General features: G+C 71.7%; 26 protein-coding genes and 1 pseudogene. 14 read left to right on the top strand and 13 right to left on the bottom strand.

The genetic code is table 11. From position 1 onward, the window contains the following. The first annotated feature begins 52 nt into the window (after window positions 1–52). A complete protein-coding gene (gene ispD, locus ABZ810_RS37240) occupies window positions 53–769 on the top strand; it encodes a 2-C-methyl-D-erythritol 4-phosphate cytidylyltransferase (protein ID WP_358411381.1) in 717 nt (238 codons plus the stop codon). After that, the gene (locus ABZ810_RS37235) at window positions 766–1587 is read left to right on the top strand and encodes a glycerophosphodiester phosphodiesterase (protein WP_358411379.1); all 822 of its coding nucleotides are present in this window, start codon (window positions 766–768) and stop codon (window positions 1585–1587) included. The genes ispD and ABZ810_RS37235 overlap by 4 nt, the downstream gene beginning before the upstream one ends. Window positions 1588–1614: 27 nt before the next feature. Here the strand turns inward: ABZ810_RS37235 and ABZ810_RS37230 are convergent, their stop codons facing one another. Further along, window positions 1615–2409, bottom strand: a complete 795-nt coding sequence (locus ABZ810_RS37230; RefSeq protein ID WP_358411377.1) for a hypothetical protein — start codon at window positions 2407–2409, stop codon at window positions 1615–1617. Window positions 2410–2538: 129 nt separating this feature from the next. Then, a complete protein-coding gene (locus tag ABZ810_RS37225) occupies window positions 2539–3537 on the bottom strand; it encodes a glycosyltransferase family 2 protein (protein ID WP_358411527.1) in 999 nt (332 codons plus the stop codon). Between the two features lie 305 nt (window positions 3538–3842). On the opposite strand from ABZ810_RS37225, the gene ABZ810_RS37220 reads away from it, so the two are divergent. Beyond that, window positions 3843–5522, top strand: a complete 1680-nt coding sequence (locus ABZ810_RS37220) for an LCP family protein (RefSeq protein WP_358411375.1) — start codon at window positions 3843–3845, stop codon at window positions 5520–5522. Window positions 5523–5645: 123 nt separating this feature from the next. Here ABZ810_RS37220 and ABZ810_RS37215 read toward each other — a convergent pair whose 3' ends face one another. From ABZ810_RS37215 to ABZ810_RS37200, 4 genes are read right to left on the bottom strand one after another with little or no spacing between them, the layout of a single operon-like run. After that, a complete protein-coding gene (locus ABZ810_RS37215) occupies window positions 5646–6017 on the bottom strand; it encodes a hypothetical protein (protein WP_358411373.1) in 372 nt (123 codons plus the stop codon). 11 nt (window positions 6018–6028) lie between these two features. Continuing rightward, window positions 6029–6418 carry a roadblock/LC7 domain-containing protein gene (locus tag ABZ810_RS37210; RefSeq protein ID WP_358411371.1) on the bottom strand — a complete coding sequence of 130 codons (390 nt, stop codon included), beginning with the start codon at window positions 6416–6418 and terminating at the stop codon, window positions 6029–6031. A gap of 35 nt (window positions 6419–6453) precedes the next feature. Further along, the gene (locus ABZ810_RS37205; protein ID WP_358411369.1) at window positions 6454–7347 is read right to left on the bottom strand and encodes a hypothetical protein; all 894 of its coding nucleotides are present in this window, start codon (window positions 7345–7347) and stop codon (window positions 6454–6456) included. A gap of 22 nt (window positions 7348–7369) precedes the next feature. Beyond that, complete coding sequence (locus ABZ810_RS37200) at window positions 7370–7750, bottom strand: hypothetical protein (RefSeq protein ID WP_358411367.1); 381 nt, start codon at window positions 7748–7750, stop codon at window positions 7370–7372. A gap of 253 nt (window positions 7751–8003) precedes the next feature. Between ABZ810_RS37200 and ABZ810_RS37195 the strand changes: the two genes are divergently transcribed. From ABZ810_RS37195 to ABZ810_RS37165, 7 genes are all read left to right on the top strand, one after another. Beyond that, entirely contained in the window at window positions 8004–9362 is a 1359-nt protein-coding gene (locus ABZ810_RS37195) for an aromatic acid exporter family protein (protein ID WP_358411365.1), read from the top strand. 79 nt (window positions 9363–9441) lie between these two features. Continuing rightward, on the top strand, window positions 9442–10887 hold the full coding sequence (locus tag ABZ810_RS37190) for an MFS transporter (protein ID WP_358411363.1): 1446 nt from the start codon (window positions 9442–9444) through the stop codon (window positions 10885–10887). Between the two features lie 96 nt (window positions 10888–10983). Next, entirely contained in the window at window positions 10984–11574 is a 591-nt protein-coding gene (locus tag ABZ810_RS37185) for a 2Fe-2S iron-sulfur cluster-binding protein (RefSeq protein WP_358411361.1), read from the top strand. Continuing rightward, window positions 11571–12548 (top strand): xanthine dehydrogenase family protein subunit M, encoded by a 978-nt coding sequence (locus ABZ810_RS37180; RefSeq protein ID WP_358411359.1) that lies wholly within the window; start codon window positions 11571–11573, stop codon window positions 12546–12548. Before ABZ810_RS37185 ends, ABZ810_RS37180 begins: the two co-directional genes overlap by 4 nt. Then, complete coding sequence (locus tag ABZ810_RS37175) at window positions 12545–14605, top strand: xanthine dehydrogenase family protein molybdopterin-binding subunit (RefSeq protein WP_358411357.1); 2061 nt, start codon at window positions 12545–12547, stop codon at window positions 14603–14605. The genes ABZ810_RS37180 and ABZ810_RS37175 overlap by 4 nt, the downstream gene beginning before the upstream one ends. A gap of 97 nt (window positions 14606–14702) precedes the next feature. Beyond that, a complete protein-coding gene (locus tag ABZ810_RS37170) occupies window positions 14703–14999 on the top strand; it encodes a hypothetical protein (RefSeq protein WP_358411355.1) in 297 nt (98 codons plus the stop codon). Between the two features lie 41 nt (window positions 15000–15040). After that, window positions 15041–16456 (top strand): hypothetical protein, encoded by a 1416-nt coding sequence (locus ABZ810_RS37165; RefSeq protein ID WP_358411353.1) that lies wholly within the window; start codon window positions 15041–15043, stop codon window positions 16454–16456. A gap of 15 nt (window positions 16457–16471) precedes the next feature. Here ABZ810_RS37165 and ABZ810_RS37160 read toward each other — a convergent pair whose 3' ends face one another. The 3 genes from ABZ810_RS37160 to ABZ810_RS37150 all read right to left on the bottom strand — a co-directional run bounded on the left by ABZ810_RS37160 (window position 16472) and on the right by ABZ810_RS37150 (window position 19144). Next, entirely contained in the window at window positions 16472–17314 is an 843-nt protein-coding gene (locus tag ABZ810_RS37160) for a hypothetical protein (RefSeq protein WP_358411351.1), read from the bottom strand. A gap of 134 nt (window positions 17315–17448) precedes the next feature. Then, window positions 17449–18594 (bottom strand): hypothetical protein, encoded by a 1146-nt coding sequence (locus ABZ810_RS37155; protein ID WP_358411349.1) that lies wholly within the window; start codon window positions 18592–18594, stop codon window positions 17449–17451. Next, window positions 18587–19144: an RNA polymerase sigma factor gene (locus ABZ810_RS37150; RefSeq protein ID WP_358411347.1), complete on the bottom strand. Its 558-nt coding sequence runs from the start codon at window positions 19142–19144 to the stop codon at window positions 18587–18589. Before ABZ810_RS37150 ends, ABZ810_RS37155 begins: the two co-directional genes overlap by 8 nt. A 182-nt stretch (window positions 19145–19326) precedes the next feature. Here ABZ810_RS37150 and ABZ810_RS37145 point away from each other — a divergent pair, with 182 nt between their 5' ends. Beyond that, a complete protein-coding gene (locus ABZ810_RS37145; protein WP_358411346.1) occupies window positions 19327–19911 on the top strand; it encodes a dihydrofolate reductase family protein in 585 nt (194 codons plus the stop codon). Window positions 19912–20030: 119 nt separating this feature from the next. Here the strand turns inward: ABZ810_RS37145 and ABZ810_RS37140 are convergent, their stop codons facing one another. Further along, window positions 20031–21053: an RNA polymerase subunit sigma-70 gene (locus ABZ810_RS37140; RefSeq protein ID WP_358411344.1), complete on the bottom strand. Its 1023-nt coding sequence runs from the start codon at window positions 21051–21053 to the stop codon at window positions 20031–20033. Between the two features lie 190 nt (window positions 21054–21243). Continuing rightward, entirely contained in the window at window positions 21244–22413 is a 1170-nt protein-coding gene (locus ABZ810_RS37135) for an acyl-CoA dehydrogenase (protein ID WP_358411342.1), read from the bottom strand. Window positions 22414–22479: 66 nt separating this feature from the next. Here ABZ810_RS37135 and ABZ810_RS37130 point away from each other — a divergent pair, with 66 nt between their 5' ends. From ABZ810_RS37130 to ABZ810_RS37120, 3 genes and pseudogenes are all read left to right on the top strand, one after another. Continuing rightward, on the top strand, window positions 22480–23823 hold the full coding sequence (locus ABZ810_RS37130; protein WP_358411340.1) for a UDP-glucose/GDP-mannose dehydrogenase family protein: 1344 nt from the start codon (window positions 22480–22482) through the stop codon (window positions 23821–23823). Window positions 23824–23884: 61 nt separating this feature from the next. Continuing rightward, window positions 23885–24031, top strand: a pseudogene (locus ABZ810_RS37125) (helix-turn-helix domain-containing protein); the annotation flags it as partial. 25 nt (window positions 24032–24056) lie between these two features. Then, window positions 24057–24482, top strand: coding sequence for a CoA-binding protein (locus tag ABZ810_RS37120; RefSeq protein ID WP_358411338.1), 426 nt, complete (start codon window positions 24057–24059; stop codon window positions 24480–24482). A 67-nt stretch (window positions 24483–24549) separates the two neighbouring features. On the opposite strand, the gene purE is transcribed toward ABZ810_RS37120, so the two are convergent. Together purE and ABZ810_RS37110 are read right to left on the bottom strand one after the other, a co-directional pair. Then, on the bottom strand, window positions 24550–25047 hold the full coding sequence (gene purE / locus ABZ810_RS37115) for a 5-(carboxyamino)imidazole ribonucleotide mutase (protein ID WP_358411336.1): 498 nt from the start codon (window positions 25045–25047) through the stop codon (window positions 24550–24552). Window positions 25048–25098: 51 nt separating this feature from the next. Beyond that, on the bottom strand, window positions 25099–26310 hold the full coding sequence (locus ABZ810_RS37110; RefSeq protein WP_358411525.1) for a 5-(carboxyamino)imidazole ribonucleotide synthase: 1212 nt from the start codon (window positions 26308–26310) through the stop codon (window positions 25099–25101). Between the last annotated feature and the right edge of the window lie 109 nt (window positions 26311–26419).

The following is a 26419-nucleotide window of genomic DNA, read 5'->3' as shown; positions in this document are numbered from 1 at the left end:
ATTGCCCAGCGTAGCGGTTGGACCACTACACGAAGCGGAAAGAGGAGCGGCGATGCGGACGGTCGCGGTGGTGCTCGCCGGCGGCATCGGACAGCGGATGGGCGCGGCACGCCCGAAACAGCTTATCGAGGTGGGCGGGCGCCCGATGCTGGCGTACGCGATCGAGGCGTTCAATGGCCACCTGGGGGTCGATGAGGTATTGGTCGTCATGGCCGCCGGGCATGTGCGCACCGCCGCCGCGATCGCCGCACCGTACCGCAAAGTGACCGGACTCGTGGAAGGCGGCGACACCCGCACCGCCTCGACGGTCGCGGCGCTGACGGCGCTCGCGGGCCGTTCCGCCGAGACCCGCGTGCTCTTCCACGACGCCGCCCGCCCGTTCGTCGACGCCGGCGTGATCGACCGGGTGCTGGACGCGCTCGCCGCGTACGAGGCGGTCGCGGTGGGCGTGCCCTCGTCCGACACGATCGTCGCGGTGGAGGACGGGGTGGTGTTGTCGATGCCGCCGCGCGAGTCGCTGGCGCGTTTCCAGACGCCGCAGGGCTTCCGGCTCGGCACCCTGCGCAGGGCGTACGAGCTGGCCCTCGCCGACCCGCTGCTCACCGCCACCGACGACTGCGGCATCGTGCACCGGTACCTGCCCGAGGTGCCCATCCGGGTGGTGACCGGCAGCGAGCGCAACCTCAAGGTCACCCACCCCCTCGACATCGTCATCGCCGAGCACCTCGCCGCCGAACCGGATCCCGCCGACTCCCCGGAGAATAGATGATCTTCGAGAACGCGCCCGCCGTCATCGGCCACCGCGGCGCCGGTTCCGGCGACGCCGAGAACACCGTGCCGTCCATGCTCGCCGCCCTGGACGCGGGCGCGACCTGGATCGAGATCGACGTCAACCGCACCGCCGACGACGACCTCGTCCTGCGGCACGACCCGACCACCGCCGACGGCGCCTTCCTCGCCGACATCACGGCGGCGGACAGCGGCCTGCCCCGCCTGGCCGAGGTGTTCGACGCGCTGCCGCCCGGCGTCCCGGTGGACGTCGACGTCAAGACGATCCTCGAGGACGCGGTGGACGCGCCGTCCCGGCGCACCGGCGCCCTCCTCACGCCGGTCCTGCGCCGCGAGGCCGGACGGCGCCCCCTGCTGGTGACCTCGTTCGACCCGTCGCTGCTGCTGCACCTCAAGGAGGAGCTGCCGGGGGTGCCGCTGGGGCTGCTCACCTGGCTGCGGTTCCCGCTGTGGCACGCGGTCCCGGCGGCCGCGGGCCTGGGGTTGCAGGCGATCGGCCTGCACACCGAGTCGTGCGGGTTCGGTCACCCCGACACGCGGCTGCGTCCGCTGGAGCAGAGCGTGGACGTCGCGCACAAGGCCGGGCTGGAGTTCGTCGCCTGGTGCCCGCCGGCGGCGGACGTGCCGGCGTACGCGGCGGCGGGCGTGGACGCGCTGGTCGTCAACGACGTCCCCGGCTGCGTCGCCGCCCTCGGCGCCCCTGCGGGCGACACCGCTCCGGGCGACACTGCTCCGGGCGACACTGCTCCGGGCGACACTGCTCCAGGCGGCGCCGCGGCCGGTGGCGACGGCGTCTAGCTGAGCCGCGGCCGGTGGCGACGGCGCCTAGCGCGAGCCGCCGCCCTTGTTGAGGTCGTCGCCGCCGTACATCCGGGTCCACTCCCCCGGGGCGTCGTCGTCATCGTCGGAGGGCCGGGAGCCCGCGGACGGGTGCGCCGGAGGCGGGGCCGGGGCCTGCGGCGGCGCCTGGGGGGCTGCCTGAGGCGGGGCCTGAGGAGCCTGGGCGGGTGCCGGCGGCGGAGACTGCGGCATGCCCGGCGCGTTGGGGGGCGGCGGCTGCCCGTACGGCGTGGGGGCGGCGGGCGGGCCGGACCACGGCTCGGGACGCCCGTACATCGGGGTCGGCGCGGCGGGCAGCCCGGCGCCGTGCGGCAGAACGCCGGGCCCGGCCGGCGCGAGCGCGGGCTTCGCCCTGCGCGAGCTCCAGCGCGACGGCAGCACCGAGGAGCCGAGCAGGATCATGCCCACCAGGAACGGCACGCCGTAGACCGACATGGTCAGGTTGGCCAGCTCGAGACGGCGCGGCAGGTCGGGCACCTTGTCCGACAGCCAGAGCGGCTTGAGGAGCCAGATCAGCCCGTAGGCCGTGAACACGAGCCCCGGGATGAGCGACGCGAACGGCGAGAGCCGCGACCCGGCGAGAACGGCGATCACCGCCGCGGTGGCGCCGACGATGAGGACCGCGACCAGCCCGGTCGTGCTGAAGTCCGCGTCGAAGCGGATGTACCGCGCGCGCTGCTCGTCCAGCTTCTGGAAGCCGAACAGCAACCCCGCGCCGACGACGGGTATCGCGACCACCCCTGCCACGACTCCCAGGCCGTGACGTGCGCCGTTGGACATGGCCACCTCCTTAGCCTCCGGATGGCGGCATGATCCGCCAACCTAATGCTGAGACGTGGCTTTATCCAGCCCGGTTCATCCGTTTGGTCTGAATTGGACCGTGGCTTGGGGTCGTGGCGAACGACGGCGTCAGGGCTTGGCGGGCGTCGGCTGGCCGAGTCCGGGCGGGCTGGTCAGGAAGCCCACCCCCCACGAGATGTGCATGGTGGCGAACACCAGCGGCAGCCGGATCCACGCGGCGAACGGCAGCCCGCGGCCCTCCACGGCGGCACCGGCGACCATGGCCAGCGCGTACCCGCCGGGCAGGATCCAGCCGGGCCAGACGCCGAACGCCCCGGCCACGATGCCCGCGGTCATGGCCACGACCGCCAGCGGCGGGGCCAGATAGCGCAGGTTGAGCGTGCCCTGATGCTCGCGGCCGACGACCCGGCGCCAGCGCCCGGTGTGGAAGTACTGCTTGGCCAGGGCCCGCAGGCTCGGCCGGGGCCGGTAGGTGACACGCATCCGCGGGGTAAAAAAGATCTTGCCCCCGCTCTGCCGGATGCGGTGGTTCATCTCCCAGTCCTGGGCGCGCACGAACGTCTCGTCGTAGCCGCCGACCCGCTCCAGCGCGCTGCGCCTGAACGTGCCGAGGTAGACCGTCTCGACCTCGCCGGCCTCGCCGCCGGTGTGGAAACGGGCGTTGCCGACGCCCAGCTTGGAGGTCATCGCGCGGGCCACGGCCTGCTCGAACGGCGTGACGCCCTCGGCGGCCATGATGCCGCCCACGTTGTCGGCGCCGGTGTCCTCCATCGTCTCGACGGCCGCCACGACGTAGTCGGGCGGCAGCAGCGAGTGGCCGTCCACCCGGACGATGATCGAGTACTGCGAGGCCTTGATCGCGATGTTGAGACCCTGCGGGGTGCGCCCCGTCGGGTTGGGGACCACGACGATGCGCGGGTCCTCGGCGGCCAGCTTGCCGGCGATCTCCTCGGTGCGGTCCCGGCATGGCCCGACGGCCAGCACGAGCTCGAGCTCGCCGGGATACTCCTGGGTGAGGATGCGCCGGACGGCGTCGGTCAGATGCCGTTCTTCGTTGAGCACGGGCATCACGACCGACACCGCGGGCCACGTGCGGTCTTGGGTCATGTGCTGGACGCCGTTCATCGGGCTCTGCGCGTGGGGAGACGGGTTCATACGAAGCTCTCGGGCCGGTACGGGCTGGCCGAAGGCCCCTTCCTCTCTGGCTGGCTCGGTCCATGACGCAGCTCACGACACCCTGTCAGAGGGTGCGGCCGCCTGGGCGGAGGTCAAGACGGCGCCACGTTACTCCAAGGACACGAGTCCGAGGTAGCGAACGGACGGGTGTTCCCCACTTTAAGGTGGTGGCGACGCTCGTCAGAAAGGCGTCGCGACGGACGCGCAATCGGTCTCGGGAGGGGGCGGCGGTCGGCATGGCTGACGGTCACGACGCCGGCAAGGGCTCGGACAAGGACGCCGATCCGTTCGAGCGGTACTTCCGGCCGCGCCCGGACGGCGTCGGCGACGGCGTGCCCGGCGGTGACGACGCGGCGGACGACGACATCGAGGGCGTCACCGTCGACGGCGTGCCCGCCCCCCGGGTGACCGTCGACACGCCGCGCGGCCCGCGCCGGCCCGGCCCCGGGCTGAGCCCGCGCGCCGCGATGAGCGCCCGCCGCCAGCGCCGCTTCCTGATGATCACCGGCACCATGTCGGCGTTCACGCTGCTCACCGCGGGCGGCGCCTGGGGTTTCCAGAACTACGTGACCGGCGCCATCGACAAGGTCAGGGTCGGCGGCCTCGGCAAGGACAAGGACGCGCCCAAGGGCGCGATGACCATCCTGGTCGCGGGCGTCGACCGGCGCGAGGGCCTCACCCGCGCCCAGCAGAAGGCCGCCCGGCTGGGCCACGAGCAGGGCGAGCGCAGCGACACGATGTTGCTGGTGCACGTGTCGCGCGACCACGACCGCGTCACCGTGGTCAACCTGCCCCGCGACTCGTACGTGATGATCCCCTCGCACAGGTCGAACGGCATGGAGGGCGCCAAGGACAGCCGGGTCCCGGCCCGGTACGGCAAGCTCACCTGGGCCTACCAGTTCGGCGGCCGCGACCTCATGATCGACACGATCAAGCAGGCGACCAACGTCTCCATCGACCACCTCATCGAGGTCAACTTCTACGGCTTCGTGAGCATGGTGGACGCGCTGGGCGGCGTCGACGTGTGCACCGAGGAGCCGGTCGACGACGTCAAGAGCGGCCTGCGGCTGCCCGCGGGCAAGTCGCATCTCGACGGCATGAAGGCGCTGAGCTTCGCCCGCGCCCGCTACTCGCTCACGGGCGGCAGCGACCTCGGCCGCATCGACCGGCAGCAGCAGTTCATGTCGGCGATGATGAAGCAGGCGCTGAGCAGCAGGACGCTGAGCGACCCGGTCAAGTCGACCAGGTTCCTCAACGCCTCGCTCAAGTCGCTCACGGTCGACGAGGAGCTGGCCAAGAACCTGCCCAAGCTGGCCGACCAGATGAAGGACCTGTCGACCGACAACCTCACGTTCGCCAAGATCCCGCTCTCGAACCCCGGCTACAACGCGATGTTGTGGAACGCGGGCACGCCGCAGTCGACGGTGTTGTGGGACCAGCACCGCGCCCGCGACCTCTTCTCGAAGATCAGGCGCGACCAGCCGGTGGCCGAGCCGCCCAAGCCGGCCCCCACGACCTCGGCTCCGGTCGACAGGAACGCGCTGACCGTGGCGCCCGGCGAGATCGAGGTGCTGGTCCGCAACGCGGTCGGGACGCCGGGACTGGCCCGCCGGGCCGGCAGCGACCTGGAGGCGGCCGGGTTCAACGCCACCATCGTCCAGGGGGTCGCCCGCCGCGGCCTGGCGAGCACGGTGATCCAGTACGGTCCGGGCCGCCGGGACTCCGCGCGGACCCTGGCCGCCGCCATCCCCGGCGCCAAGATCAAGCAGGTCGACGGGCTCGGCTCGCGCGTCCAGGTGCTGGTCGGCCAGAACTGGCGGGGCGCGGAGAAGGTCAAGGTCAAGAAGCCCGTCACGACCAAGCCCGGCACGCCCGCGCTGGAGACCGGCACCGCAACGTCCAAGCTCTGCAAGTAGCCGCCGGCCGGGCGCCCCGGGCGGCCGTGCCCGGTCCCGGGCGGACGCGCCCGGCCCCGGACAGGCCTGTGCCGCCGGCCCGGGGAAGAGGGACGACGCCACAGACGATCGGGAGGAGCGGGCTCAGACCTCCAGGTTCTCCTCGATGCCCTTGAGGTTGTGGCGGGCCAGCGCGAGGTTGGCCCGGTTGCGGTCGAGCGCCAGGTAGAGGAACAGCCCCTTGCCCTTGCGGCCGGTGACCGGCCGGATGATGTGGTACTGCCCGGACAGGGTGATCAGGATGTCCTCGATGTCGTCCTTGAGCCCGAGCTGCTCCATGGTGCGCATCTTGGCGCGGACGACCTCGGTGTTGCCGGCGGCGGCGACCTGGAGGTCGAGCGCTTTTGAACTGCCGAGATGCCCCAGCGCCATACCGCTGTTGTAGTCGACGACCGCGGCTCCCACGGAACCGTCGATGGCCATCATGTCCTTGAGCGAGAGCTCCATGTTGGACATGCGTGCTCCTTTCAGTTTCGGTGGTGGATCTCTGCGATCCTTCGGGCGACCGGCCGCGACTCCAGGTGGAGCCGGCCGACGTTGATTTCCGGGCCCGCCAGCACGGTGAGAGACGCGGTGACCCCGGCGGAGTAGATGACCACGTAGCCGTCCACGCCCCTGATCACCACCTCGTGGAAGGCCCCGCCGTGCGCGGTCTGGGTGAGCCGGTGCGACAACGAGAGCGCCGAGGCCGTCAGCGCCGCCATCCCGGCGGGCTCGATCGCGGGCGGCAGGTCGTGCGCGACGACCATCCCGTCGGACGAGGCGACCAGGCTCCCGGTGATCCCCACTCCCCGTCCGCGCAGTGCCATGAGCTCGGCCGTCACCTCCGGGTCCACCTGCGCCTCCGTGACCGTCACCTTCGTCAACCTTTCGATCAGAGTCCTCGGCCGTCTCACGTCAGTTCCTCGAGCGCCGTCCGCAGCCGGCCGAGGAGCGCCAGGTCCGGTGGCTCCCACTCGGGCACCTCCACGCCGCGCCGCCGCCGCGTCGGCAGCTCGTCCAGCCCCTCCCCCGCGGCCGGCGGCCCGGTCTGACCGGGCGGCCCGGCCGGCTCGGCCCCCGTGGCCGCTCCGGTCGTGCCCGCTCCCGTCATGACCGGCCGGGTCGTGGCCGCTCCCGCCACGACCGCTCCCGCCGCGACCGTCCGGGTCGTGGCCGTCACGCCCGCCGCGTGGCCCGCGGCGACCGACGCGGCCTCGCGCAGCGCCCTGGCCTCGTAGGTCCCTCCGGGGGCACCGGCGGGCACGGCCTCCGGGCGGGTCTCCACCAGGCCGGCCGCGGCGAGGTCGTGGACGGCGAGGAGGCAGGCGAAGACGGGCCGGCCGAGGTGGTGGGCGAGGTCGACCGGCGTGCGCCGTTCGTCGGCGTTGAGCAGGATCTCCGCCTCGAGGCCGGTGAGGATCACCCGCTGGCGGCGGAGCCTCCGGACGGGGACGACCGGCGCGTGGTCGAGCCGCCCGTGCGGCCAGCGGCTGCTCAGGAGCGTGCGGCGCCGCTCGTACTCGTGGACGAGCGTGGAGACGGTGAGCTCGCAGGGCGGCATCGGCAGGGCGAGCCGGTCGCCCGACCGGAACCGCGGCTCCGCGGGCGAGGCGAGCAGGAAGTAGGCCGCGTCGACGACGGCGATCAGCGCGAGCATCTCCGGGCCCGGCGACCCGGCGAGCCTCTGGGGGGCGGGCGCGTACGGGCTCTCGGCGTGCGTGACGATCCCGTTCGCGAGTTCGAGCGCGCCGTCCTCTCCGACCTGAAGGACGCCGCTGGCGTGGTCGCGCTCCAGCAGGCGCAAGCGGGGAATCGAGGTGGGCATGTCACTGACCGACCATTTCGCGCATGAGGTACTGGACGCTCATCCGGGCGAGCGCAAGATTGCCTTTGTCGCGGTCCAGCCACAAATGGACGCACAGCAGCCCGTCAATATCCTCGTTCAACAGAGCCAGCAGGTGATATCCGCTCGCGCCGCAAATAATGATCTCTTGGATGTCGTCCCCGGTGCGGGTCGCGCTCAGTGCCGGGCTCGCCAGGACGGCACGCACGACGTCGGTGGATCCGGCGGCGTCCTCATGCTGGTCGACCAGGTCCTCGCGGCCCGCGGCGGCGACCGCGAGACCGCTCGCACAGTCGATCAATGTCACTCCCTGCGCTCCGGGAATCGCCATCATCCGGGCCAGGCAGCCGTCAATGCCGATCACCCGTTTCCTCCGGAAAATATGGGGTTGCAGAGGTCTTGGACGCTACACCGATCGGCTCGACACAGTAGTCAAATGTCGGAAAATGTCGTCGCCCGAATTGTGCGACGGAAAATACCAAACGGTATTCGGATAACAAATGTTCTACTCGGGCGGGGCGGCCTTCACCCCGCGCCGCCCGATGCGACGCGGATCACCCCCGAAGACCGCCATGATCGGAAATCTCCGGGGCGGCCCCGTGCATTGGTACAGGTCTATGGTCTTTCGCACGTTCCAGACCGACGCCGGCCGCGCGCGCCTGAAGGTGGCCACCGAGACCCGGTCGACCGCCTACCGGATCGCCCGGCTGGCGCTCACGGCCACCGGCGCCTACCTGCTCGCCCTGTGGCTCCTGCCGGCCGAGAGCCCGGCGCCGCTGCTCGCCCCGCTGACCGCGCTGCTGGTCGTCCAGCATTCGGTGTACGAGACGATCAAGTCCGGGATCGCCCGGGTCGCCGCGGTGACCTCGGGCGTGGTGATCGCGCTGCTGTTCGCCGGTCTCGTCGGCTTCTCCTGGTGGAGCCTGGGCCTCAGCATCCTGGCCGCCCTGGTGATCGGGCAGGTGCTGCGGCTCGGCGACCACATGCTGGAGGTGCCGATCAGCGCGATGCTGATCTACGCGCTGGGCGCCGCGACCGGCGCGGGCGCCACCGACCGGGTGGTGGAGACCCTGATCGGCGCGGGTCTTGGCCTGGTGGCGACCGTGGTGGTGCCGTCGATCCGGGTGCGCCCCGCCGAGGAGGCCGTCCAGGACCTCAGCGGCCGGCTGCGCACCCTGGTCACCGGCATGGCCGCCGACCTGCGGCGCGACCCGGGGGCGGTGGACGCCGAACGCTGGCTGGCCGACGCCCAGACGCTCTACCGCGACATCGGGCGCACGGACCGCGCGCTGGCCGAGGCGGAGGAGAGCGTGCGGCTCAACCCGCGCGCCCGCCGGCTGATCGACGCGGGCGTGGCGCTGCGCAACGCCGTCGAGACCCTGGAGCACTTCACGCTCTCCCTGCGCGGGCTCACCCGCGCGCTGGCCGACAGCGCGAACGCCGGCGACGGCGAGCAGCTCATCGGCGACGACGAGATCAGGGAACGGCTCGCCGAGACGTTGTCCGAGGTGGCCGCCAGCATCGAGGCGTTCGGCCGGCTCGCCCGTTCGGACCTGCGCCGCGACGCGCACCCCGCCGACGCCGAGCGCGAGCTCGAAGAGCACGTGGCCTCCGCGCGCGGGTTCCGCGACCGGCTGTTCGTCCTGCTGCGCCGCAAGCCGGTGAGCGATCACCAGTGGCCGCTGTACGGGGAGGTCGTCACGCACCTCGACCGCCTCACCGACCAGCTGCGGGCCGAGCACCGCGCGCGGGCCCGCGAGCAGTGGCGGGGTGCCCGCGGCCCCGCGGCGCGGCACCTGGCGCCGCGGCAGGCCGACGCTCTTCAGCAGGCCCGCGCCCGGCTCCGGCGGGCCGCCGGAGCCGCCTCCCGGGCGGCGCAGGCGAGTGCCCGGGACTACCGGCGCGAGTACGTGCGCGAGTACGCCCGGACGGGCCGGGCACCGGGCCGCCATCACGATCACGGGACCCGCCGCTGACGGCCGCGATGTTTGAGCCGCGCTGAAAAGACCACGTTAAAGCGGTGCAAACGTCGTTGAGCGAACGTGGAGCGGTGTCGTGACCGAGGTGATGAGCGGCGGCAAGGTGCGCACGAAGATCCCGGCGAGGCTGGACCGGCTGCCGTGGTCGCGCTGGCATCTCATGATCGTCATCGGCCTGGGGACCGTCTGGATCCTGGACGGGCTCGAGGTCACCATCGTCGGCAACCTCGCTCCGCAGTTGTCGAAAGAGGGCAGCGGCCTGCCCATCACGGCCGAGCAGGTCTCCGGGCTCGGCGCCGCGATCTACGTGGCGGGCTCCTGCGCGGGCGCGCTGTTCTTCGGCTGGCTGACCGACCGGTTCGGCCGCAAGAAGCTCTTCATGATCACGCTGGCGGTCTATCTGATCGGCACGGCGCTGACCGCGCTGTCCTGGACGCCCTGGTGGTTCTTCCTCTGCCGGTTCATCACCGGGCTCGGCATCGGCGGCGAGTACGCGGCGATCAACTCGGCGATCGACGAGCTGATCCCCAGCAGGCACCGCGGCCGGGTCGACATCCTGATCAACGGCAGCTACTGGCTCGGCGCGGCGGGCGGCGCGCTGCTCACCGTGCCGGTGCTCACCATGCTCCCGGTCGGCATCGGCTGGCGGGTCGCGTTCGGCCTGGGCGTGGTGCTCGGGCTGCTGATCCTGGTCGTCCGGCGGCACGTGCCGGAGAGCCCGCGCTGGATGATCATCCATGGCCGGACCGACGAGGCCGAGAAACTGGTCGGCGACGTGGAGCGGGAGGTCGAGCGCGAGACCGGGCAGGGCCTGCCCGAGGCCGAGCGCGACCTGGTCATCCACCAGCGCAGGAGCATCGGCTTCGGCCAGATCGCGAGCACCCTCTGGCGGCACTACCCCAAGCGCGCGATCCTCGGCTTCTCGCTCTTCGTCGGGCAGGCGTTCCTCTACAACGCGATCACGTTCGGCTACGCCGACATCCTGAAGAAGTTCTTCGAGATCGACACCGAGACCGGCTACTTCTACGCGGTCATCGCGTTCTGCAACTTCCTCGGGCCGCTGCTGCTGGCGGGCCTGTTCGACTCGATCGGCCGCAAGCCCATGATCAGCGGCTGCTACATCCTGTCCGGCGTGCTGCTGCTCGGCACCGCCTGGCTGTTCAACGCCGGGTCGCTGACCGCGGTGACGCTCACGGCCTGCTGGTGCGCCGTGCTCTTCTTCGCCTCGGCGGGTGCCAGCTCGGCCTACCTGACCGTCAGTGAGATCTTCCCGATGGAGACCCGGGCCATGGCCATCGCGTTCTTCTACGCGATCGGCACGGCGGCGGGCGGCATCAGCGGCCCGCTCCTCTTCTCGAACCTGGTCGCCACCGGGGTCCCGGGCGACACCGCCCTGGCGTTCTGCATCGGCGCGGTCCTGATGATCGCGGCCGGCCTGGTCGAGGCGGTCCTGGGCGTCAAGGCCGAGCGCCGGAGCCTGGAGGACATCGCCGCGCCGCTCACCGCGCGGGCGGACTCCTAGCCGCCGGCGAAGGTTGGTGAAACAGCAGGTCAATCCCAGGGTCACGAAGATCCTTCAGTCGGACTCAAGCCGATGATCCGGGGTAGGAGCCCCAGCATGGACAGCGTGAACATCTCCGGCGATCCGCCCGTGACCGCCGAGATCACCTTGGTCGTGAACGGCACCGAGCACCGGCTCGCGGTCGACACGCGCGCGTCGCTGCTGGACGTGCTGCGCGAGCGCCTGGGCCTCACCGGGTCCAAGAAGGGCTGCGACCACGGGCAGTGCGGAGCCTGCACGATCATCGTCGGCGGGCGGCGGGCCAACGGCTGCCTGGCACTCGCGGTCGCCCACGACGGCGCCGAGATCGTGACGGTGGAGGGCCTGGCGGACGGCGGCGAGCTCAGCCCGCTCCAGGCCGCCTTCGTCGAGCGGGACGCCTTCCAGTGCGGCTACTGCACGCCCGGCCAGCTGTGCGCGGCCACGGCGCTGCTGGACGAGGCGGAACGGGGCTGGCCGAGCGTCGTGACGGCGGACGTCGCGGCGGAGCCCGAGCTGGACGAGGACGAGATCCGGGAGCGGCTGAGCGGCAACATCTGCCGCTGCGGCGCGTACGTCAACATCGTCGCGGCCGTGCAGGACGCCGCGGCCCGCCAAGGCGTCGCCGGGCGCGACGAGGCCGACGCCCGGCAGGGGGTCGCGGGATGAGGCCGTTCACCTACGAACGGGCGGAGACGGCCGACGAGGCCCTCGCCCTGCACGCCGGCGGCGACGTCCACTACCTGGGCGGCGGCACCAACCTGGTCGACCTGATGCGCCTCGGGGTGGCCCGCCCCGAGCGGCTCGTCGACGTCACCCGGCTCCCGTTCGACCGGATCGAGACGACCGGCGACGGCGGCCTGGTCATCGGCGCGGCGGTGCGCAACAGCGACCTGGCCGCCGACCGGGCCGTCCGGGAGCACCATCCGGCGCTCGCCCAGGCCGTCCTGTCCGGCGCGTCCGGGCAGATCCGCAACCAGGCGACCGTCGGCGGCAACCTGCTCCAGCGCACCCGCTGCTCGTACTTCCAGAACGTCACCAAGCCCTGCAACAAGCGCGAGCCCGGCAGCGGCTGCCCCGCGCGCGACGGCGAGCACCACAACCACGCGATCCTGGGCCACACGGCCAACTGCGTGGCCACCCACCCCTCCGACATGGCCGTGGCGCTGCTGGCGCTGGACGCCTCCGTCCGGATCCGCGGCCGCGCGGGCGAACGCGTGATCCGGCTGAACGACTTCTACCGGCTGCCCGGCGACGACCCGGCCCGCGACACCACGCTCGAACCGGGCGATCTGGTCACCGCCGTGGAGGTCCCGCCGCTCGGCATGCCCTCGCGCTACCGCAAGGTCCGCGAGCGCGCCTCGTTCGCGTTCGCCCTCGTCTCGATCGCCGCCGCCCTGGACGTCGAGGACGGCACGATCCGCGGCTGCCGGGTGGCCCTCGGCGGCGTGGCCCACCGGCCGTGGCGGGCGCGGCGGGCCGAGGAGGCGCTGCGCGGCGCCCCGGCCACCGAGACGAGCTACCTGCGGGCGGCGCACGCCGAGATGGAGAACGCGCACCCGCTGCGCGGCAACCGCTACAAGGTGCAGCTGGCGACCAATCTGATCGTGCGGACGTTGTCCGGCCTGGGGGATGGATCATGAACGGGCTCGAGCGGGTGGAGGCCCGTGACAAGGTCACCGGCACGGCGCGGTACGCGGTCGAGCACCCGGTCGAGGGCGCCGCGTACGCGGTGGCCGTGCAGGCCACGGTCGGCCGGGGCGAGATCGAGTCGGTCGACACGGCCGCCGCCCTCGCGCTGCCGTCCGTCCTCACCGTCCTGTCCTGCGAGAACGCACCGGAGCTCCGGCCGGTCGACGACGGCGAGCTGGCGGTCTTCCAGTCGCGGACCGTCGCCTACCGCGGCCAGCTCGTGGCGGCGGTGGTGGCCGAGACTCCGGAGGCGGCTCAGGAGGCCGCCGCGCTCGTCCGGGTCCGCTACACCTCGGGCTCGCCCGACGTCCGCCTTCGCCCCGACCATCCCGGGCTCTACATGCCGGACGAGGTCAACGCCTCGTTCCCGACCGAGTCCGCGATCGGCGACCCGGAGTCCGCCCTGACCAGGGCGGCCGTGCAGATCGACGCGACCTACTCCACGCCCGCCGAGCACAACAACCCCATGGAGCCGCACGCCACCCTGGCGGTCTGGGACGACGGCGGGCTGACGGTCTACGACTCCAACCAGGGCGCCTCGACCGTCCACGCGACGCTCGCGGAGATCTTCGACCTCGATCCGGACCGGGTGCGGGTCGTCTCGCCGCACGTGGGCGGCGGCTTCGGCTCCAAGGGCACGCCGCGGCCCAACGTCGTCCTCGCCTCGATGCTGGCCCGCGAGGCCGGACGCCCGGTCAAGCTGGCGTTCACCCGGCAGCAGATGTTCGCGACCACCGGCTACCGGACCCCCACGATCCAGCGGGTCAGGCTCGGCGCCGACGCCGACGGCCGGCTCACCTCGATCATCCACGAGGCCGTCGAGCAGTCGTCCACCGTTCGCGAGTTCGCCGAGCAGACCGTGGCCGTGACCCGCGTCATGTACCAGGCGCCGCACCGCCGCACCACGCACCGCCTCGTCCGGCTCGACGTGCCGTCGCCGTCGTGGATGCGGGCGCCGGGCGAGACCCCGGGCATGTGGGCGCTGGAGTCGGCCATGGACGAGCTCGCCGTCACCGCCGGCATCGACCCGATCGAGCTGCGCGTCCGCAACGAGCCGGAGCGCGAGCCCGAGAGCGGGCTGCCCTGGAGCAGCCGCAACCTGGTCGCCTGCCTGCGCGAGGGCGCCGAACGTTTCGGCTGGGCGTCCCGCGACCCGATGCCGTGCGCCCGTCGCGAGGGCCGCACGCTGATCGGCACCGGCGTCGCCTCGGCCACCTATCCGGCGTACCGGTCGCCCAACAGGGCCACCGCCCGCGCGGAGGCCGACGGGACCTTCGTGATCCGCGTCGCCGCCGCCGACATCGGCACCGGGGCCCGCACCGCCCTCACCATGATCGCCGCCGACGCCCTCAAGACCGATCCCGGGCGGATCACCGTCGAGATCGGCGACAGCTCGTTCCCGCGCGCCTCGGTCGCCGGCGGCTCGTCCGGCACCGCGGGCTGGGGCAGCGCCGTCTTCCGCGCCTGCGAGGCGCTCCTGCCGGCGCTCGACTCCCCCGTACCGCCGGAGGGCGTCGAGGCCTCGGCGGACACCGCGGACGAGGTCAAGGCGCAGGAGAAGTACGCCCGCCACGCGTTCGGCGCCCAGTTCGTCGAGGTCGCGGTCGACATCGACACCGGCGAGATCCGGGTCCCCCGCATGCTCGGCGTCTTCGCGGCCGGCCGGATCATCAACCCGGTCACCGCCCGTTCGCAGTTCATCGGCGGGATGACGATGGGCCTCGGCATGGCGCTCATGGAGGAGAGCACCATGGACGAGGAGTTCGGCGACTACCTCAACCACGACCTCGCGCAGTACCACGTGCCCGTCAACGCCGACGTCCGCGACGTGGAGGCGGTCTGGCTGGACGAGGAGGACCCGCACCTCAACCCGATGGGGTCCAAGGGCATCGGCGAGATCGGCATCGTCGGCGCCGCGGCGGCCGTCGCCAACGCCGTCCACCACGCCACGGGGGTCCGCGTCCGTGACCTCCCGATCACCCCGGGACGTCTGCTGCCGCTCCTTTAGGGACATTCATCTACTATCCTCGCGGCAAACGGACATGCCGGGCGCCACAACGGCCCCGGCGGAACGACCTCCGGACGCCCCCCGAAAGCGGTGACGCGTGACCCCCAAGTCTGCAGATCCCCAGCGCATTCTCCAGCATGCGGACGACCTCAAGAGCGACGTGGTCCCGATGGTCAAGAAGGCCGGTGACACGCTCAACAAGGACGGGACCTACAACCTCGAGGGCGGCGACTTCAGCATCGCCTGCGTGGCGGCCGGAAGCGCCTACCCGATGGCCATCCAGTTCGCCTTCGAGGACATCAAGATGCTCATGAAGACGGTCCAGGGCTTCGCGGAGAAGATCGACCAGTCGGCGATCAACTACCGCAATTCCGAGCAGAGCAGCACCATCTGACCGTTCACGTCCTCGTCGGCGACAGCGAAAGGGTAGACGCAGTGGGTACTGGCTCCGGAGGCGGTACGGGTTCGGGCGGGAACACCGGCGGAAGCACAGGTGGCAGCACCGGCGGAAGCACCGGTGGCAGCACCGGCGGAAGCACGGGTGGCAGCACGGGCGGAAGCACGACGACGGCGAACCCGGCCGCGCACTCCAAGGGCGTCAAGCAGGGCGCGGGCGCCGCCGGGCTCGGCCTGGCCGGCGCGCTCTTCGCGGGGGCTACAGGCGGCTCGGTCGTCGGAACGGCCGAGAGCCTCATGTCGGTCGCCACCGCCATGGCCATGGGCGCGGCCATCACGCTGCCGCCGGCCCTGATGGTGTCGTTCCTCTACAAGGAGTCCACCGGCAAGCCGTCCAAGCTCGAGAAGGCCTCCCAGGACTGGGCGGACGCGGCGAAGGAACTGAGCCAGGCGGCCCAGAAGATCACCGAGCTGGTCAACGCCATCCCCGGCGAGGCCTGGACCATGGACGACCGGCCGCTCTACGAGAGCAAGGTCGTCGACTTCGGCCAGCAGGTGGAGGCCCTGGCCAGCTACATCGAAGCCGTCCAGATCTCGATCATGGTCGTCGCCTGGGCGCTCTTCACGTACTCGGTCTTCGCGATGGGCATGGCCGTCTACCTGGACGCGCTCGCGATCGCGGCCGCCGCGGCGCTGGCCGCCACCGCCACGGTCGTCGGCGCCCCCGCGGGCGCGACGATCTTCGCGCAGTGCCAGACGCTCGCCGCGGTCGGCATGAAGATCACCGTGGTGGCGACCGCCATCCTGGGCGTCACCGGCGTCGGCGTGGCCGCGGTCATGGTCGGCGGTGCCGCGCTGACCGCCAACTCCCAGGAGAACAACGGCGCGGTCAACGCCTTCGACGCGTTCGAGAAGGGCATGGCGACCGGCGCGGCCGGCGCCGCGGCCAACCTGGCCCAGGCGGGCGTCAACTCAGGCCTCAACTTCCTCAACCGCGGGGTGAAGGGCCAGGGCATCACGCCGATCACCGAGCTCGACTTCGACGCCGACCGGGGCATCGACAACACCTGGAACGTCGGCGGCGGCATCAAGGGCAGCACCCCCGGCGGCATGGCCGAGTTCGAGGGCGGCTACCACGCCAAGATCAGGGATGGTGAGGTCCAGGGCCAGGAGGTCGAGGCCAAGGGCAAGTACACCACTCCCGGCGGCCTGGGCAGCGGCAGCGTCGGCGGCAAGCTCGAGTGGGACGAGAACGAGAACCTCAAGAACAAGTCGTTCAACGCCGGGGTGGAGAGCGCGCCCCTCGGCTCCAAGGGCGAGTACGAGGGCAACTGGGACGAGAAGAACCAGTACAGCGACAAGTACAACGTCAACACGCCGATCTTCAACCGGACCGACGGCAGCATCGCCAAGAAGCCGGACGACGAGGCCCCGCCGTGGGAGAAGAACCTGTAGAGCGGAGGCCGCGGGTCAGCTCGCGCCGGCGGAGGCGATGCGTCCCCGCCGGTTCTGCTCCGCCTTGTACCACTCGATGAACTCCTCCTGGTAGCGCATGTAGGAGGAGTGCACCTGCGCGTACCCCGGATACGGCTCGCCCGCCTGCCCCACCGGCGCGGGCGGGCTGTATCCGGACGTCAGGATCGACACCTGCAGCCGCTCGTCCACCCGTCCGGCGATCATCAGCGCGGTGACCAGTGCCCGCACCAGCTGCGGCGCCTGCGGGGCGAACTCCACCCGGGTCGAGTCGTGGCCTCGCATCCGCGCCAGCGGCGCGCCGTCCCGCCCCACGAACCGCACTCCCGGCTCGCCCGTGGCCCCGGGGTTCATCGCCGCCCGCACGACCGTCTCGCACACGACCTGGTGATCGCGGTCGAGGAGCGCCCCGCGCCCGCTGATGAGGGTCATCCCCTCGTCGTCGACCGGCCCGCTCGGCGGGTCCAGGGCCCGGCGGTGATCGTTGCTGGTGTAGCCGATGACCCCGCCGCCGGCGTCCACCACGGCGTAGTGGGGCATGAAGCCGTGCCCGGGCAGCTTGTCCGGCCGGTCGAGGAAGAAGATCGTCTCCTGGGCCGCCACGCGGAACGTCACGCGCGGGATGTGGACGCCCTCGCCAGGCAGCGGCCCGGACGGCTTGGCCCCGCGCAGGAAACGCCGGAGCCCCTTCTCCTTCTTCTCCTCCGGCACCGTGCCCACGGCCACCGGCGCCACCGAGGCCACGGCGCCGCCCGACTGCGGGTCCCGCAGCTGGTAGTGGAGGTCCTGCGCCAGCGAGATCACCTCGACCTGCGAAAGACCGAACAGGTTCGTCACCATCGCCCCTGACCCTCGGAGATCCGAACTCCTGGCGAGGCTACACGCCCCCGCTGGAACGGGCTCCGCGGGCGCCGGAGGGGCTTCCCGGGGCGTCCTCCCGGTGACCGGGAGGACGCCCTCGGGTGTTCCGTGCGTCAGCCGAACGGGAGCTTCGCCGGGGGCTCGGGCTTCACCGCGGTCCACTCCGCCGAACGGACCGCGGAGTACTCGATGATGAAGCCCGGCTTCATCTCCGCGTACCGGCCGCCGGGCCGGGTCAGCACATCCTGCCGGGACAGCAGCGCACCGGTCCGTTCATCGAAGACGATCACCTCGCGGGACCGGTAGGTGCCCCGGTCGGCGGCGGGCCCGCCGTCCTGGCCCTTGACGGTCGTGGCCCGTTCGCCCGCGGCCAGCGCGATGCCCTGGCGGCCCAGCGGGTCGGTCGTCCGGCCGATCGTGTGGACGCCCGGCCAGGTGGCCAGGGCCCGCATCAGGCCGGCCCGGACCTTCGGCGGCAGCGGCGTCGTCCCCAGGATCGACGACACCCGCATGATCGGGACGCCGGAGGGGACCTCGTCGGGCCCCTTCCCCGGCCGCGCGCCGGACGCGGCCGACATCTGCTCCGCGTTCAGGAAGAGCGCGGCGAGCTTCGCCGGGTCGGCCGGCAGTTTCCACAGGTCCTCGACCGTGCGGCCGTCCAGGAACCTGCCGCCGCCGCGCGGGTGGGTGCCGCGTTCCGGACCGTCGGTCTGCCACTTCGTCACCTTGGTGGAATGGGTGCTGTACGAGTCCCCGGACCAGACGCGGAAGGTCGACGGCGACCCGGCCTTGCGCCACAGGTCCCTGTCCAGGGGGTGGGCCGGGAGGTCGCGGCCGTAGTACCCCTCCCCCATCCCGGACTTCGCGCCCCACCAGCCGAACGACTCGGTGAGCGAACCGCTGATCGCGTAGGTCCCGGTCTTCGGCCGCAGAACGTAGGACTGGCCCTGGATCACGTCGCTGTGCCAGTAGTCGCCGATCGGCTGCCGTTCCGCGTTGGCCGCCGCCGCGAGGAAGGCGCCCCGGGCGTCCAGGTTCACCGTGCCGGGAGGCGTCGTCGTCGCCGTCTCGCCGCCCATCAGCGAGATCGCCACGGTGGCCGCGGCACCGGCCGCGACCACGCCGCCGAGCCCCCACCCCAGGCGGGGCAGGACCCTGCGCGGCGGCTCGTTCAGCAGCGCCTTCGCGTGGGCGATCTCGCGGGCCGTGGGCGGGGCGGGTTCGGGATACCGCTCCCGGACCATCCGGACCTCATCCATGCTGTTCCTCCAAAGTGAGCGTCGGATTGGTCCCGCCCAGCGCCTTGCGCAGCGTGGTTCGGGCACGGTTCAGCCGGGAGCCGACCGTGCCGTAGGAGATCCCCAGCGCCGCCGCGACCTCGTCGTGGCTGAGGTCGGCGAGGGCCACGAGCAGCAGCACGTCGCGCTGCCCGCGCGGCAGGGCCGCGATGGCCCCGGCGAGCTCGCCCCGCAGTCCCTCGGCGCTGACCCGCGCGTCGACCCGTTCGGTGTGCTCCTCGGCCACACGTTCCGGCCCGAGCCTGGCGCGTGCCCGCAGCGCGCGCGTCTCGGCCCGCTGGTGCTTGCCGATCACCTTGGTCGCGATGCCGTACAACCACGTGCGCACGCCCGCGCGTTCGGGGTCGTAGCGCCGGCGGTTGCGGAACGCCTCCAGGAACGTCTGGGCCGCGACGTCGCCCGCGGCGTCCTGCCCGAGCCGCTTGGCCGCGTACCGGTGGATCTCCGCGAAGTAGGCGTCGAAGACCTCGTCGAACCGTTCGGCCGGGCGGGGCGGGGGATCCCCTGTCATGTGATGCCTTTCCATGGCGCGGATGGCGGTCACACAGGTATCACCCGCACCCGGCGCCCACTTTCCCTCCCCGTCATTCCTGCGCGAGGGTCGTCCATCCTCGTCGAACGCGGCGGAACCGATGAGGTTTTCGCGCCGCGCCCGTCTGTACGTGTGAGATCGACTCACGGAAGGCTGGCACGATGCGGAAACTGATCTTCGGCATGAACGTGACCCTGGACGGCTACATCGCCGCGCCCGGCGACGACCTCGGCTGGAGTGGTGGGGAGGGACCGGACTCGTCGTCGAGCGACGAGCTGTTCCAATGGTGGTCCGACCGGGTGGCCGCGACGGGCCTGGCGCTGTACGGGCGCAAATTGTGGGAGGCGATGAGCTCCCACTGGCCGACCGCCGACCAGCAGCCCGGCGCTACCCCGGCGGAGATCGAGTTCGCACGCCGCTGGCGGGACATGCCGAAGGTGGTGTTCTCCTCGACGATCGACAAGGTCGACTGGAACACCCGCCTGGTCACCGGCGACGCGGTCGCCGAGATCGCCCGGCTCAGGGCCGATGACGGCGGCCCCATGGACATCGTCGGTGCCACACTCGCCGCGGCGGCCATGCGGGCCGGGCTGATCGACGAGTACGCGATCGTCACCTATCCGGTCCTGGTGGGCGGCGGCACGCCGTTCTTCACCGCGCTGGACGGCTGGGTGCACCTGAACCTGGTCGAGACGCGGACATTTCCCGGCGGCGTGATGCTGACCCGATACGAGACGAGGCGATGAGCACGGGCCGGATGCTCGGCTCGTAAGGCCAGGTCGAAATCCTTCCTGGCGTGCTCACCTTCGGGCGTGAAGATGCCCCGCCGGCGACGCCGGCGGGGCGGGGGTGTCCGCGTTGGCGTTCAGCCGGTCGGGGTGCTCATTGTCGCGGGCAGGCTCAGCCATGGTTTGTCGGTGGCGTCGAACCCGGTGAGCTCGGCGATCTTCCCGTCGACGATGTGCAGGACCGCGATGGCGAACAAACGGTATTCCGGGTCGTCGGGGGTGCGGAGGTACAGCACGGCGGCGGGCATGCGGTTGACCGTCGTGGCGAGGCAGCGCCAGTCGTCGTGGCCGCGCTGGAAGAGCCCACCGGAGACCCAGCCGTCCACCGCGTCCTTGGCCGTGACGATCAAGGTGCCCGGCTCGGGCAGCATCGCGAAGCGCAGGTCGTCGCGCAGCAGGGCCGTCAGCCCGTCGAGGTCGTTGCGCTCATGGGCGTCGATGTACGCCTTCACCACGCCGCGCTCGTCATTCGACAGCTCGTGCGTGGCGGGGCTCCGCCAGTCGAGGCGGCGGTCGGGCAGCTGCTCGCGCATCGTCACGCGCGCCCGCTGCAGTGCGCTGGTCACCGACGCGACGGTCAGCTCGAGGGCGTCGGCGGCCTTCGACGCCGGCCAGCCGAGGACGTCGCGCAGGATGAACACCGCCCGCTGCCGCGGCGGCAGGTGCTGGACGGCGACGATGAACGCCAGCTCGATCGTCTCCCGCGCCACCACCGATTCCTGCGGGTCCTCCGGGAGCATCCGGTCCGGGTAGGGCTGCAGGTAGCGCACTTCCGAGCCCTCGTCCGGCAGCTCGGCAGGCACGGGCGTGCGGTCGTTGCGTTTCTCCAGGAAGTCGAGGCAGGCGTTCGTCGCGATCCGGTACAGCCAGGTCCGCAGCGCGGCGTGGCCCTTGAACGACTCCCGCTTGTTCCACGCCCGCAGGAACGTCTCCTGCGTCATGTCCTGGGCGTCCTCGTAGTTCGCGAGCATCCGGTAGCAGTGCACCTGCAGCTCGCGCCGGTAACGCTCCGTGATGAACGCGAACTGTGCCGTGTCATTCGAGCGGGCAGCCGCGATGAACGCGGCCTTGTCGGCGCCTGGCGGTCTGGCGTCGGTCATGGTCGTCAATCCTTCCGCAGGTGGCGAGGGACCACCAGAACTGACGACGTGGCGGAGGATTTCTGATCGGCGAGGCCACTGACACCGGGCCGTTCGTCAGGCAACACAGCCGCTTGACCTTCGCGTTCCGGGGACGAGCACGCCCTCGGTCATGGGCTGACCGGGGGCGTGTCGTTGCAGGTCACGCGGCCTACTTGAGGAGCTGGCGGGCGATGACCATGCGCTGGATCTGGTTGGTTCCCTCGTAGATCTGGGTGATCTTGGCGTCGCGCATCATGCGTTCGACGGGGAACTCGCGGGTGTAGCCGTAGCCGCCGAGGAGCTGGACGGCGTCGGTGGTGACGTCCATGGCCACGTCGGAGGCCAGGCACTTGCAGGCCGAGGAGACGAAGGTCAGGTCGGGGATCTTCTCGCCGTGCATGGCGCGCTCGGACTTGATGGCGGCGTGGTAGGTGAGCTGGCGGGCGCCTTCGAGGCGCATGGCCATGTCGGCCAGCATGAACTGGACGCCCTGGAAGTCGCCGATGGCCTTGCCGAACTGCTTGCGCTCCTTGACGTAGCCGACGGCGTAGTCGAGGGCGCCCTGGGCGACGCCGAGGGCCTGCGCGGCGATGGTGATGCGGGTGTGGTCGAGGGTGGCGAGCGCGGTCTTGAAGCCGGTGCCCTCCTCGCCGATGATGCGGTCCGCGGGGATGCGGACGTTCTCCAGGATGACCTGGCGGGTCGGCGAGCCCTTGATCCCGAGCTTCTTCTCCTTGGGACCGAAGGAGACGCCCTCGTCGGACTTCTCGACGACGAAGGCCGAGATCCCGCGAGCCCCCGCGGTGGGATCGGTGACGGCCATCACCGTGTAGTACTCCGACTCGCCCGCGTTGGTGATCCACATCTTGGCGCCGTTGAGGACCCAGTGGTCGCCGTCACGGACGGCCTTGGTCTTCATGCCGGCGGCGTCGGAGCCCGCCTCGGCCTCGGAGAGGGCGTACGAGAACATCGCCTCGCCCTTGGCCACCGGATTCAGATACTTTTTCTTCAGCTCTTCGGAGCCCGACAGCAAAACCGGCACCGTGCCGAGCTTGTTGACCGCCGGGATCAGCGACGAGGAGGCGCACGCGCGGGCGACCTCCTCGATCACGATCACGGTGGCCAGCGCGTCGGCACCGGCGCCCCCGTACGTCTCCGGGACGTGCACCGCGTGCAGCTCGTTCTGCACCAGCGCGTCCAGGGCCTCCTGCGGGAAGCGGGACTCCTCGTCGACCTCCGCGGCATGCGGGGCGATCTTGGCATCGGCGAGCTCGCGGACCGTCTGACGGAGGAGCTCGTGCTCCTCGGACGGAGCGTACGTGGGAAAGTCGGGACTCATAACACGCATGCTACCGGCCGGTACTTTGCGCCCGGCCTGGCGACATAGAAGTCGAGAGGAGACACCGTGGCCCACCGCCTCACGGTGATCGGAACCGGGTACCTGGGTGCCACCCATGCCGCGTGCATGGCGGACCTGGGATTCGAGGTCATTGGTCTCGACATCGACAAACACAAGGTCGACAAGCTGTCGGCCGGAGATCTGCCGTTCTACGAGCCGGGGCTCGAGCCCGTGTTGCGGCGGAACCTCGAGAACGGGCGGTTGCGGTTCACGACGAGCTATGACGAGATCGCCGAGTTCGGCGACGTGCACTTCGTGTGCGTCGGCACGCCGCAGAAGATCGGCGAGTACGCGGCGGACCTGACGTTCGTGGACGAGGCCGTCGGGGCGCTGGCGCCGCGGCTCCAGCGGCCCTGCCTGGTCGTCGGGAAGTCCACGGTTCCGGTGGGGACGGCGGCGCGGCTGGCCGCGACCCTCGCGCGGCACGCCCCGGCGGGCGGCGACGCGGTGCTGGCGTGGAACCCGGAGTTCCTGCGGGAGGGGTTCGCCGTCCAGGACACGCTGCACCCGGACCGGATCGTGGTCGGGGTGCCGGGCGACCAGGGCGCCGCCGAGCACGCGGAGAAGGTGCTGCGCGAGGTGTACGCGCCGATGCTGGCGGAGGGGACGCCGTTCATCGTGGCGGACTACCCGACGAGCGAGCTGGTGAAGGTGTCCGCGAACGCCTTCCTGGCCACCAAGATCTCGTTCATCAACGCGATGGCGGAGGTCTGCGAGGCGGCGCACGCGGATGTGACCAAGCTCTCCGAGGCGTTGTCGTACGACGACCGGATCGGCGGCAAGTTCCTCGGGCCCGGGCTGGGCTTCGGGGGCGGGTGCCTGCCCAAGGACATCCGGGCGTTCATGGCGCGGGCCGGTGAGCTGGGCGCCGACCAGGCCCTGACCTTCCTGCGGGAGGTCGACGAGATCAACATCCGGCGCCGGATCCGCATGGTCGACCTGGCCCGGCACCAGCTGGGCGGCTCGTTCATCGGGCGCACGGTCGGCGTGCTGGGGGCGGCGTTCAAGCCCAACTCCGACGACATCCGCGACTCGCCCGCCCTCGACGTGGCCGCGTCGATACGGGGTCAGGGCGCCAAGGTCACGGTGTACGACCCGCAGGCCATGGAGAACGCGCGGCGCGCCCAGCCCGACCTCACGTTCGGCGGGTCGGCGCTGGAGGCGGCGCGGGGGGCGCACGTCGTGCTGCTGCTGACCGAGTGGACCGAGTTCCGCGACATGGACCCGGTGGCGCTCGGCGAGGTCGTGGCGGAGAAGAACATCGTGGACGGCCGCAACGCCCTCGATCCCGAGCAGTGGCGGGCCGCCGGCTGGAACTACCGCGCGCTGGGACGCCCGCAGGCCCCGTAGCCGGGCCCCTGGCCGGGGACCGCCACCCGATTCATGCGGCTCAAGGTCACTCGTCGCCCGCCCGGTCAACCTCTCGATCCTCAAGAACGGGCGGGCCAAGGCCATCCGGTTCACCACGCTGACGAAGATCTGCGAGGTGCTCGGATGCCAGCCGGGCGATCTGCTGTCGGTCCGTTCCACACCGCCGGATCCTCAAGAGGAATCTTGACGTGGACGGGGCTGTTGTCGTGGACATGGCTGATGCGTACGCGGACCTGACGGTCATCCGGCGGCTCCTGAACGACACCAAGACCTGGGCGTTCGTGGGTCTGGGCGACAACCCCGACCGCGAGGTCTTCAACCAGGCACGGCTCCTCCAGGAGCGCGGCAAGCGGATCATCCCGGTCCACCCGGCCGGGCGCACGGTCCTCGACGAGCCGGGGTACGCGACGCTGGCCGACATCCCCGCCGGCGAAGGCCCGATCGACGTCGTGGGCGTCTACCGGCGGACCGAGCACGCGGGCGCGGTGGTGGACGAGGCGATCGCGGCGGGCGCCAAGGCCGTCTGGCTGCCGCTCGACGTGATCGACGAGGCCGCCGCCGAGCGAGCCCGGGACGCCGGGCTGGACGTGGTCATGGACCGCTGCCCGGCCGTGGAGTGGGCTCTGCGCAGGAACTGAGCCGATCCCCGGCCTCCGGGCACGACCGGCCGGCCGGGCCGATCTCTGGAGGCGTCCGCGGGCGCCTCTAGAGGTTCTCGCGGAGGCGGGCGCCCTTGGCCTTGGCCTGGTCGTACAGGTCCCGCTGGAAGGTCTTCATCCTGGCCTGGAGGGCCTCGTCGGAGGCCGCGAGGATGCGGACGGCCAGCAGGCCCGCGTTGCGGGCGGCACCGACCGCGACGGTGGCGACCGGCACCCCGGCGGGCATCTGGACGATCGACAGCAGCGAGTCCATGCCGTCCAGGTACTTCAGCGGCACCGGGACTCCGATGACCGGCAGCGGGGTGACCGAGGCGAGCATGCCGGGCAGGTGGGCCGCCCCGCCCGCGCCAGCGATGATCACCCGGAGGCCGCGGTCCGCGGCGTCCTCGCCGTAGCGCATCATGTCGTGCGGCATCCGGTGGGCGGAGACGACGTCCGCCTCGTACGGCACGCCGAACTCCGCCAGCGCCTCGGCGGCGGCCTTCATGACCGGCCAGTCCGAGTCGCTGCCCATCACCACACCGACCAGCGGCGCCGTCGTCATGGCTCCCCCCTCAAGCTGTGTTCCGGCCGGGGGGTAGCCCCCCGGCCCCCGTCAAGTGCGCCGTCCGTCGAGCCTTGCTCCGCTGCGGTCGACGGACGGCCCCCAGCGCAGGTAGTCGGCGGCATGGCGGGCACGTTCGCGCAGGTCGGCCAGGTCGTCGCCCAGCACGGTCACGTGGCCGATCTTGCGGCCGGGGCGCACGTCCTTGCCGTACATGTTGACCTTGACGCCCGGGTCGTGGGCCATCACGTGGATGTAGCGGGAGTAGACGTCCGGGTCGTCGCCGCCCAGGACGTTCGCCATCACCACGTACGGCGCGGTCGGGCGGGTGTCGCCGAGCGGCAGGTCCAGCACGGCGCGCAGGTGCTGCTCGAACTGCGAGGTGCGGGAGCCCTCGATCGTCCAGTGGCCGGAGTTGTGCGGCCGCATCGCCAGCTCGTTGACCAGCAGGCCGTGCTCGCCCTCGAAGAGCTCCACGGCCAGCAGGCCGGTGACGCCGAGCTTGTCGGCGATGTCGAGGGCCAGCCGCTGGGCCTCGGCGGCGAGGTCCTCGTCCAGGCCGGGCGCGGGCGCGAGCACCTCGACGCAGATGCCGTTCTCCTGGACGGTCTCCACGATCGGGTACGCGGCGCCCTGGCCGTGCGGGGAACGGGCCACCAGCGCGGCGAGCTCGCGCCGGAACGGCACGTGCTCCTCCAGCATCAGGCGGAGCCCCTGATCGAGCAGGTCCGCCACCAGCCGCGCGGTCTCGGCGGTCAGGCCGTCGAGGATCCAGACGCCCTTGCCGTCGTAACCGCCGCGGGTGGCCTTCAGCACCACCGGCCAGCCCGTCTCCAGGCCGAACGACTCGATCATGGCCAGCGGGGCGCTCGGCGGCACTGGTGCGAAACGCGGGCACGGGGCGCCGAGCTCGCTGAGCCGCTGCCGCATCACCAGCTTGTCCTGGGCGTGCAGCAGGGCCGCCGCCCCGGGCCGGCAGGGCGTCCCGGCGGCCTCCAGTGCCTCGATGTGGTCGCCCGGGACGTGCTCGTGGTCGAACGTCACGACGTCGCAGCCCTTGGCGAAGGCGCTCAGGTCGTCCAGGGAACGGTCGTCGCCGATGCGGACGTCGGAGACGACCTTGGCGGCGGACTCGTCCGGGGAGCCGGCGAGCACGCGCAGCGACACGCCGAGGCCGATCGCCGCCTGCTGGGCCATCCGGGCCAGCTGCCCGCCCCCCGCCATGCCCACGACCGGCCCTACTTTCTGGGGGGCGCCCCCCAGACCCCCGCGGCCTCCCCAGGGTTCCTCGCTTCGCTGCGGGCCCTGGGGCCCCTGAGCTGGATCTCTCACGGAAGAAGGCTATCGGCCGCCGGGTGTGACCGTGCCTCCC

This window comes from Spirillospora sp. NPDC047279, from assembly GCF_040643285.1.
Taxonomy (GTDB): Bacteria; Actinomycetota; Actinomycetes; order Streptosporangiales; family Streptosporangiaceae; genus Spirillospora.
This window is presented reverse-complemented; position numbering and strand designations above follow the sequence as displayed.

What these genes read in the sequence shown, in the direction of transcription:
- ispD (WP_358411381.1), top strand. Translation starts at nt 53, where the DNA reads ATGCGGACGGTCGCGGTGGTGCTCGCCGGCGGCATCGGACAGCGGATG.
- ABZ810_RS37235 (WP_358411379.1), top strand. Translation starts at nt 766, where the DNA reads ATGATCTTCGAGAACGCGCCCGCCGTCATCGGCCACCGCGGCGCCGGT.
- ABZ810_RS37230 (WP_358411377.1), bottom strand. Translation starts at nt 2,409, where the DNA reads ATGTCCAACGGCGCACGTCACGGCCTGGGAGTCGTGGCAGGGGTGGTC.
- ABZ810_RS37225 (WP_358411527.1), bottom strand. Translation starts at nt 3,537, where the DNA reads ATGACCCAAGACCGCACGTGGCCCGCGGTGTCGGTCGTGATGCCCGTG.
- ABZ810_RS37220 (WP_358411375.1), top strand. Translation starts at nt 3,843, where the DNA reads ATGGCTGACGGTCACGACGCCGGCAAGGGCTCGGACAAGGACGCCGAT.
- ABZ810_RS37215 (WP_358411373.1), bottom strand. Translation starts at nt 6,017, where the DNA reads ATGTCCAACATGGAGCTCTCGCTCAAGGACATGATGGCCATCGACGGT.
- ABZ810_RS37195 (WP_358411365.1), top strand. Translation starts at nt 8,004, where the DNA reads ATGGTCTTTCGCACGTTCCAGACCGACGCCGGCCGCGCGCGCCTGAAG.
- ABZ810_RS37185 (WP_358411361.1), top strand. Translation starts at nt 10,984, where the DNA reads ATGGACAGCGTGAACATCTCCGGCGATCCGCCCGTGACCGCCGAGATC.
- ABZ810_RS37180 (WP_358411359.1), top strand. Translation starts at nt 11,571, where the DNA reads ATGAGGCCGTTCACCTACGAACGGGCGGAGACGGCCGACGAGGCCCTC.
- ABZ810_RS37175 (WP_358411357.1), top strand. Translation starts at nt 12,545, where the DNA reads ATGAACGGGCTCGAGCGGGTGGAGGCCCGTGACAAGGTCACCGGCACG.
- ABZ810_RS37160 (WP_358411351.1), bottom strand. Translation starts at nt 17,314, where the DNA reads ATGGTGACGAACCTGTTCGGTCTTTCGCAGGTCGAGGTGATCTCGCTG.
- ABZ810_RS37155 (WP_358411349.1), bottom strand. Translation starts at nt 18,594, where the DNA reads ATGGATGAGGTCCGGATGGTCCGGGAGCGGTATCCCGAACCCGCCCCG.
- ABZ810_RS37150 (WP_358411347.1), bottom strand. Translation starts at nt 19,144, where the DNA reads ATGACAGGGGATCCCCCGCCCCGCCCGGCCGAACGGTTCGACGAGGTC.
- ABZ810_RS37145 (WP_358411346.1), top strand. Translation starts at nt 19,327, where the DNA reads ATGCGGAAACTGATCTTCGGCATGAACGTGACCCTGGACGGCTACATC.
- ABZ810_RS37140 (WP_358411344.1), bottom strand. Translation starts at nt 21,053, where the DNA reads ATGACCGACGCCAGACCGCCAGGCGCCGACAAGGCCGCGTTCATCGCG.
- ABZ810_RS37135 (WP_358411342.1), bottom strand. Translation starts at nt 22,413, where the DNA reads ATGAGTCCCGACTTTCCCACGTACGCTCCGTCCGAGGAGCACGAGCTC.
- ABZ810_RS37120 (WP_358411338.1), top strand. Translation starts at nt 24,057, where the DNA reads ATGGCTGATGCGTACGCGGACCTGACGGTCATCCGGCGGCTCCTGAAC.
- purE (WP_358411336.1), bottom strand. Translation starts at nt 25,047, where the DNA reads ATGACGACGGCGCCGCTGGTCGGTGTGGTGATGGGCAGCGACTCGGAC.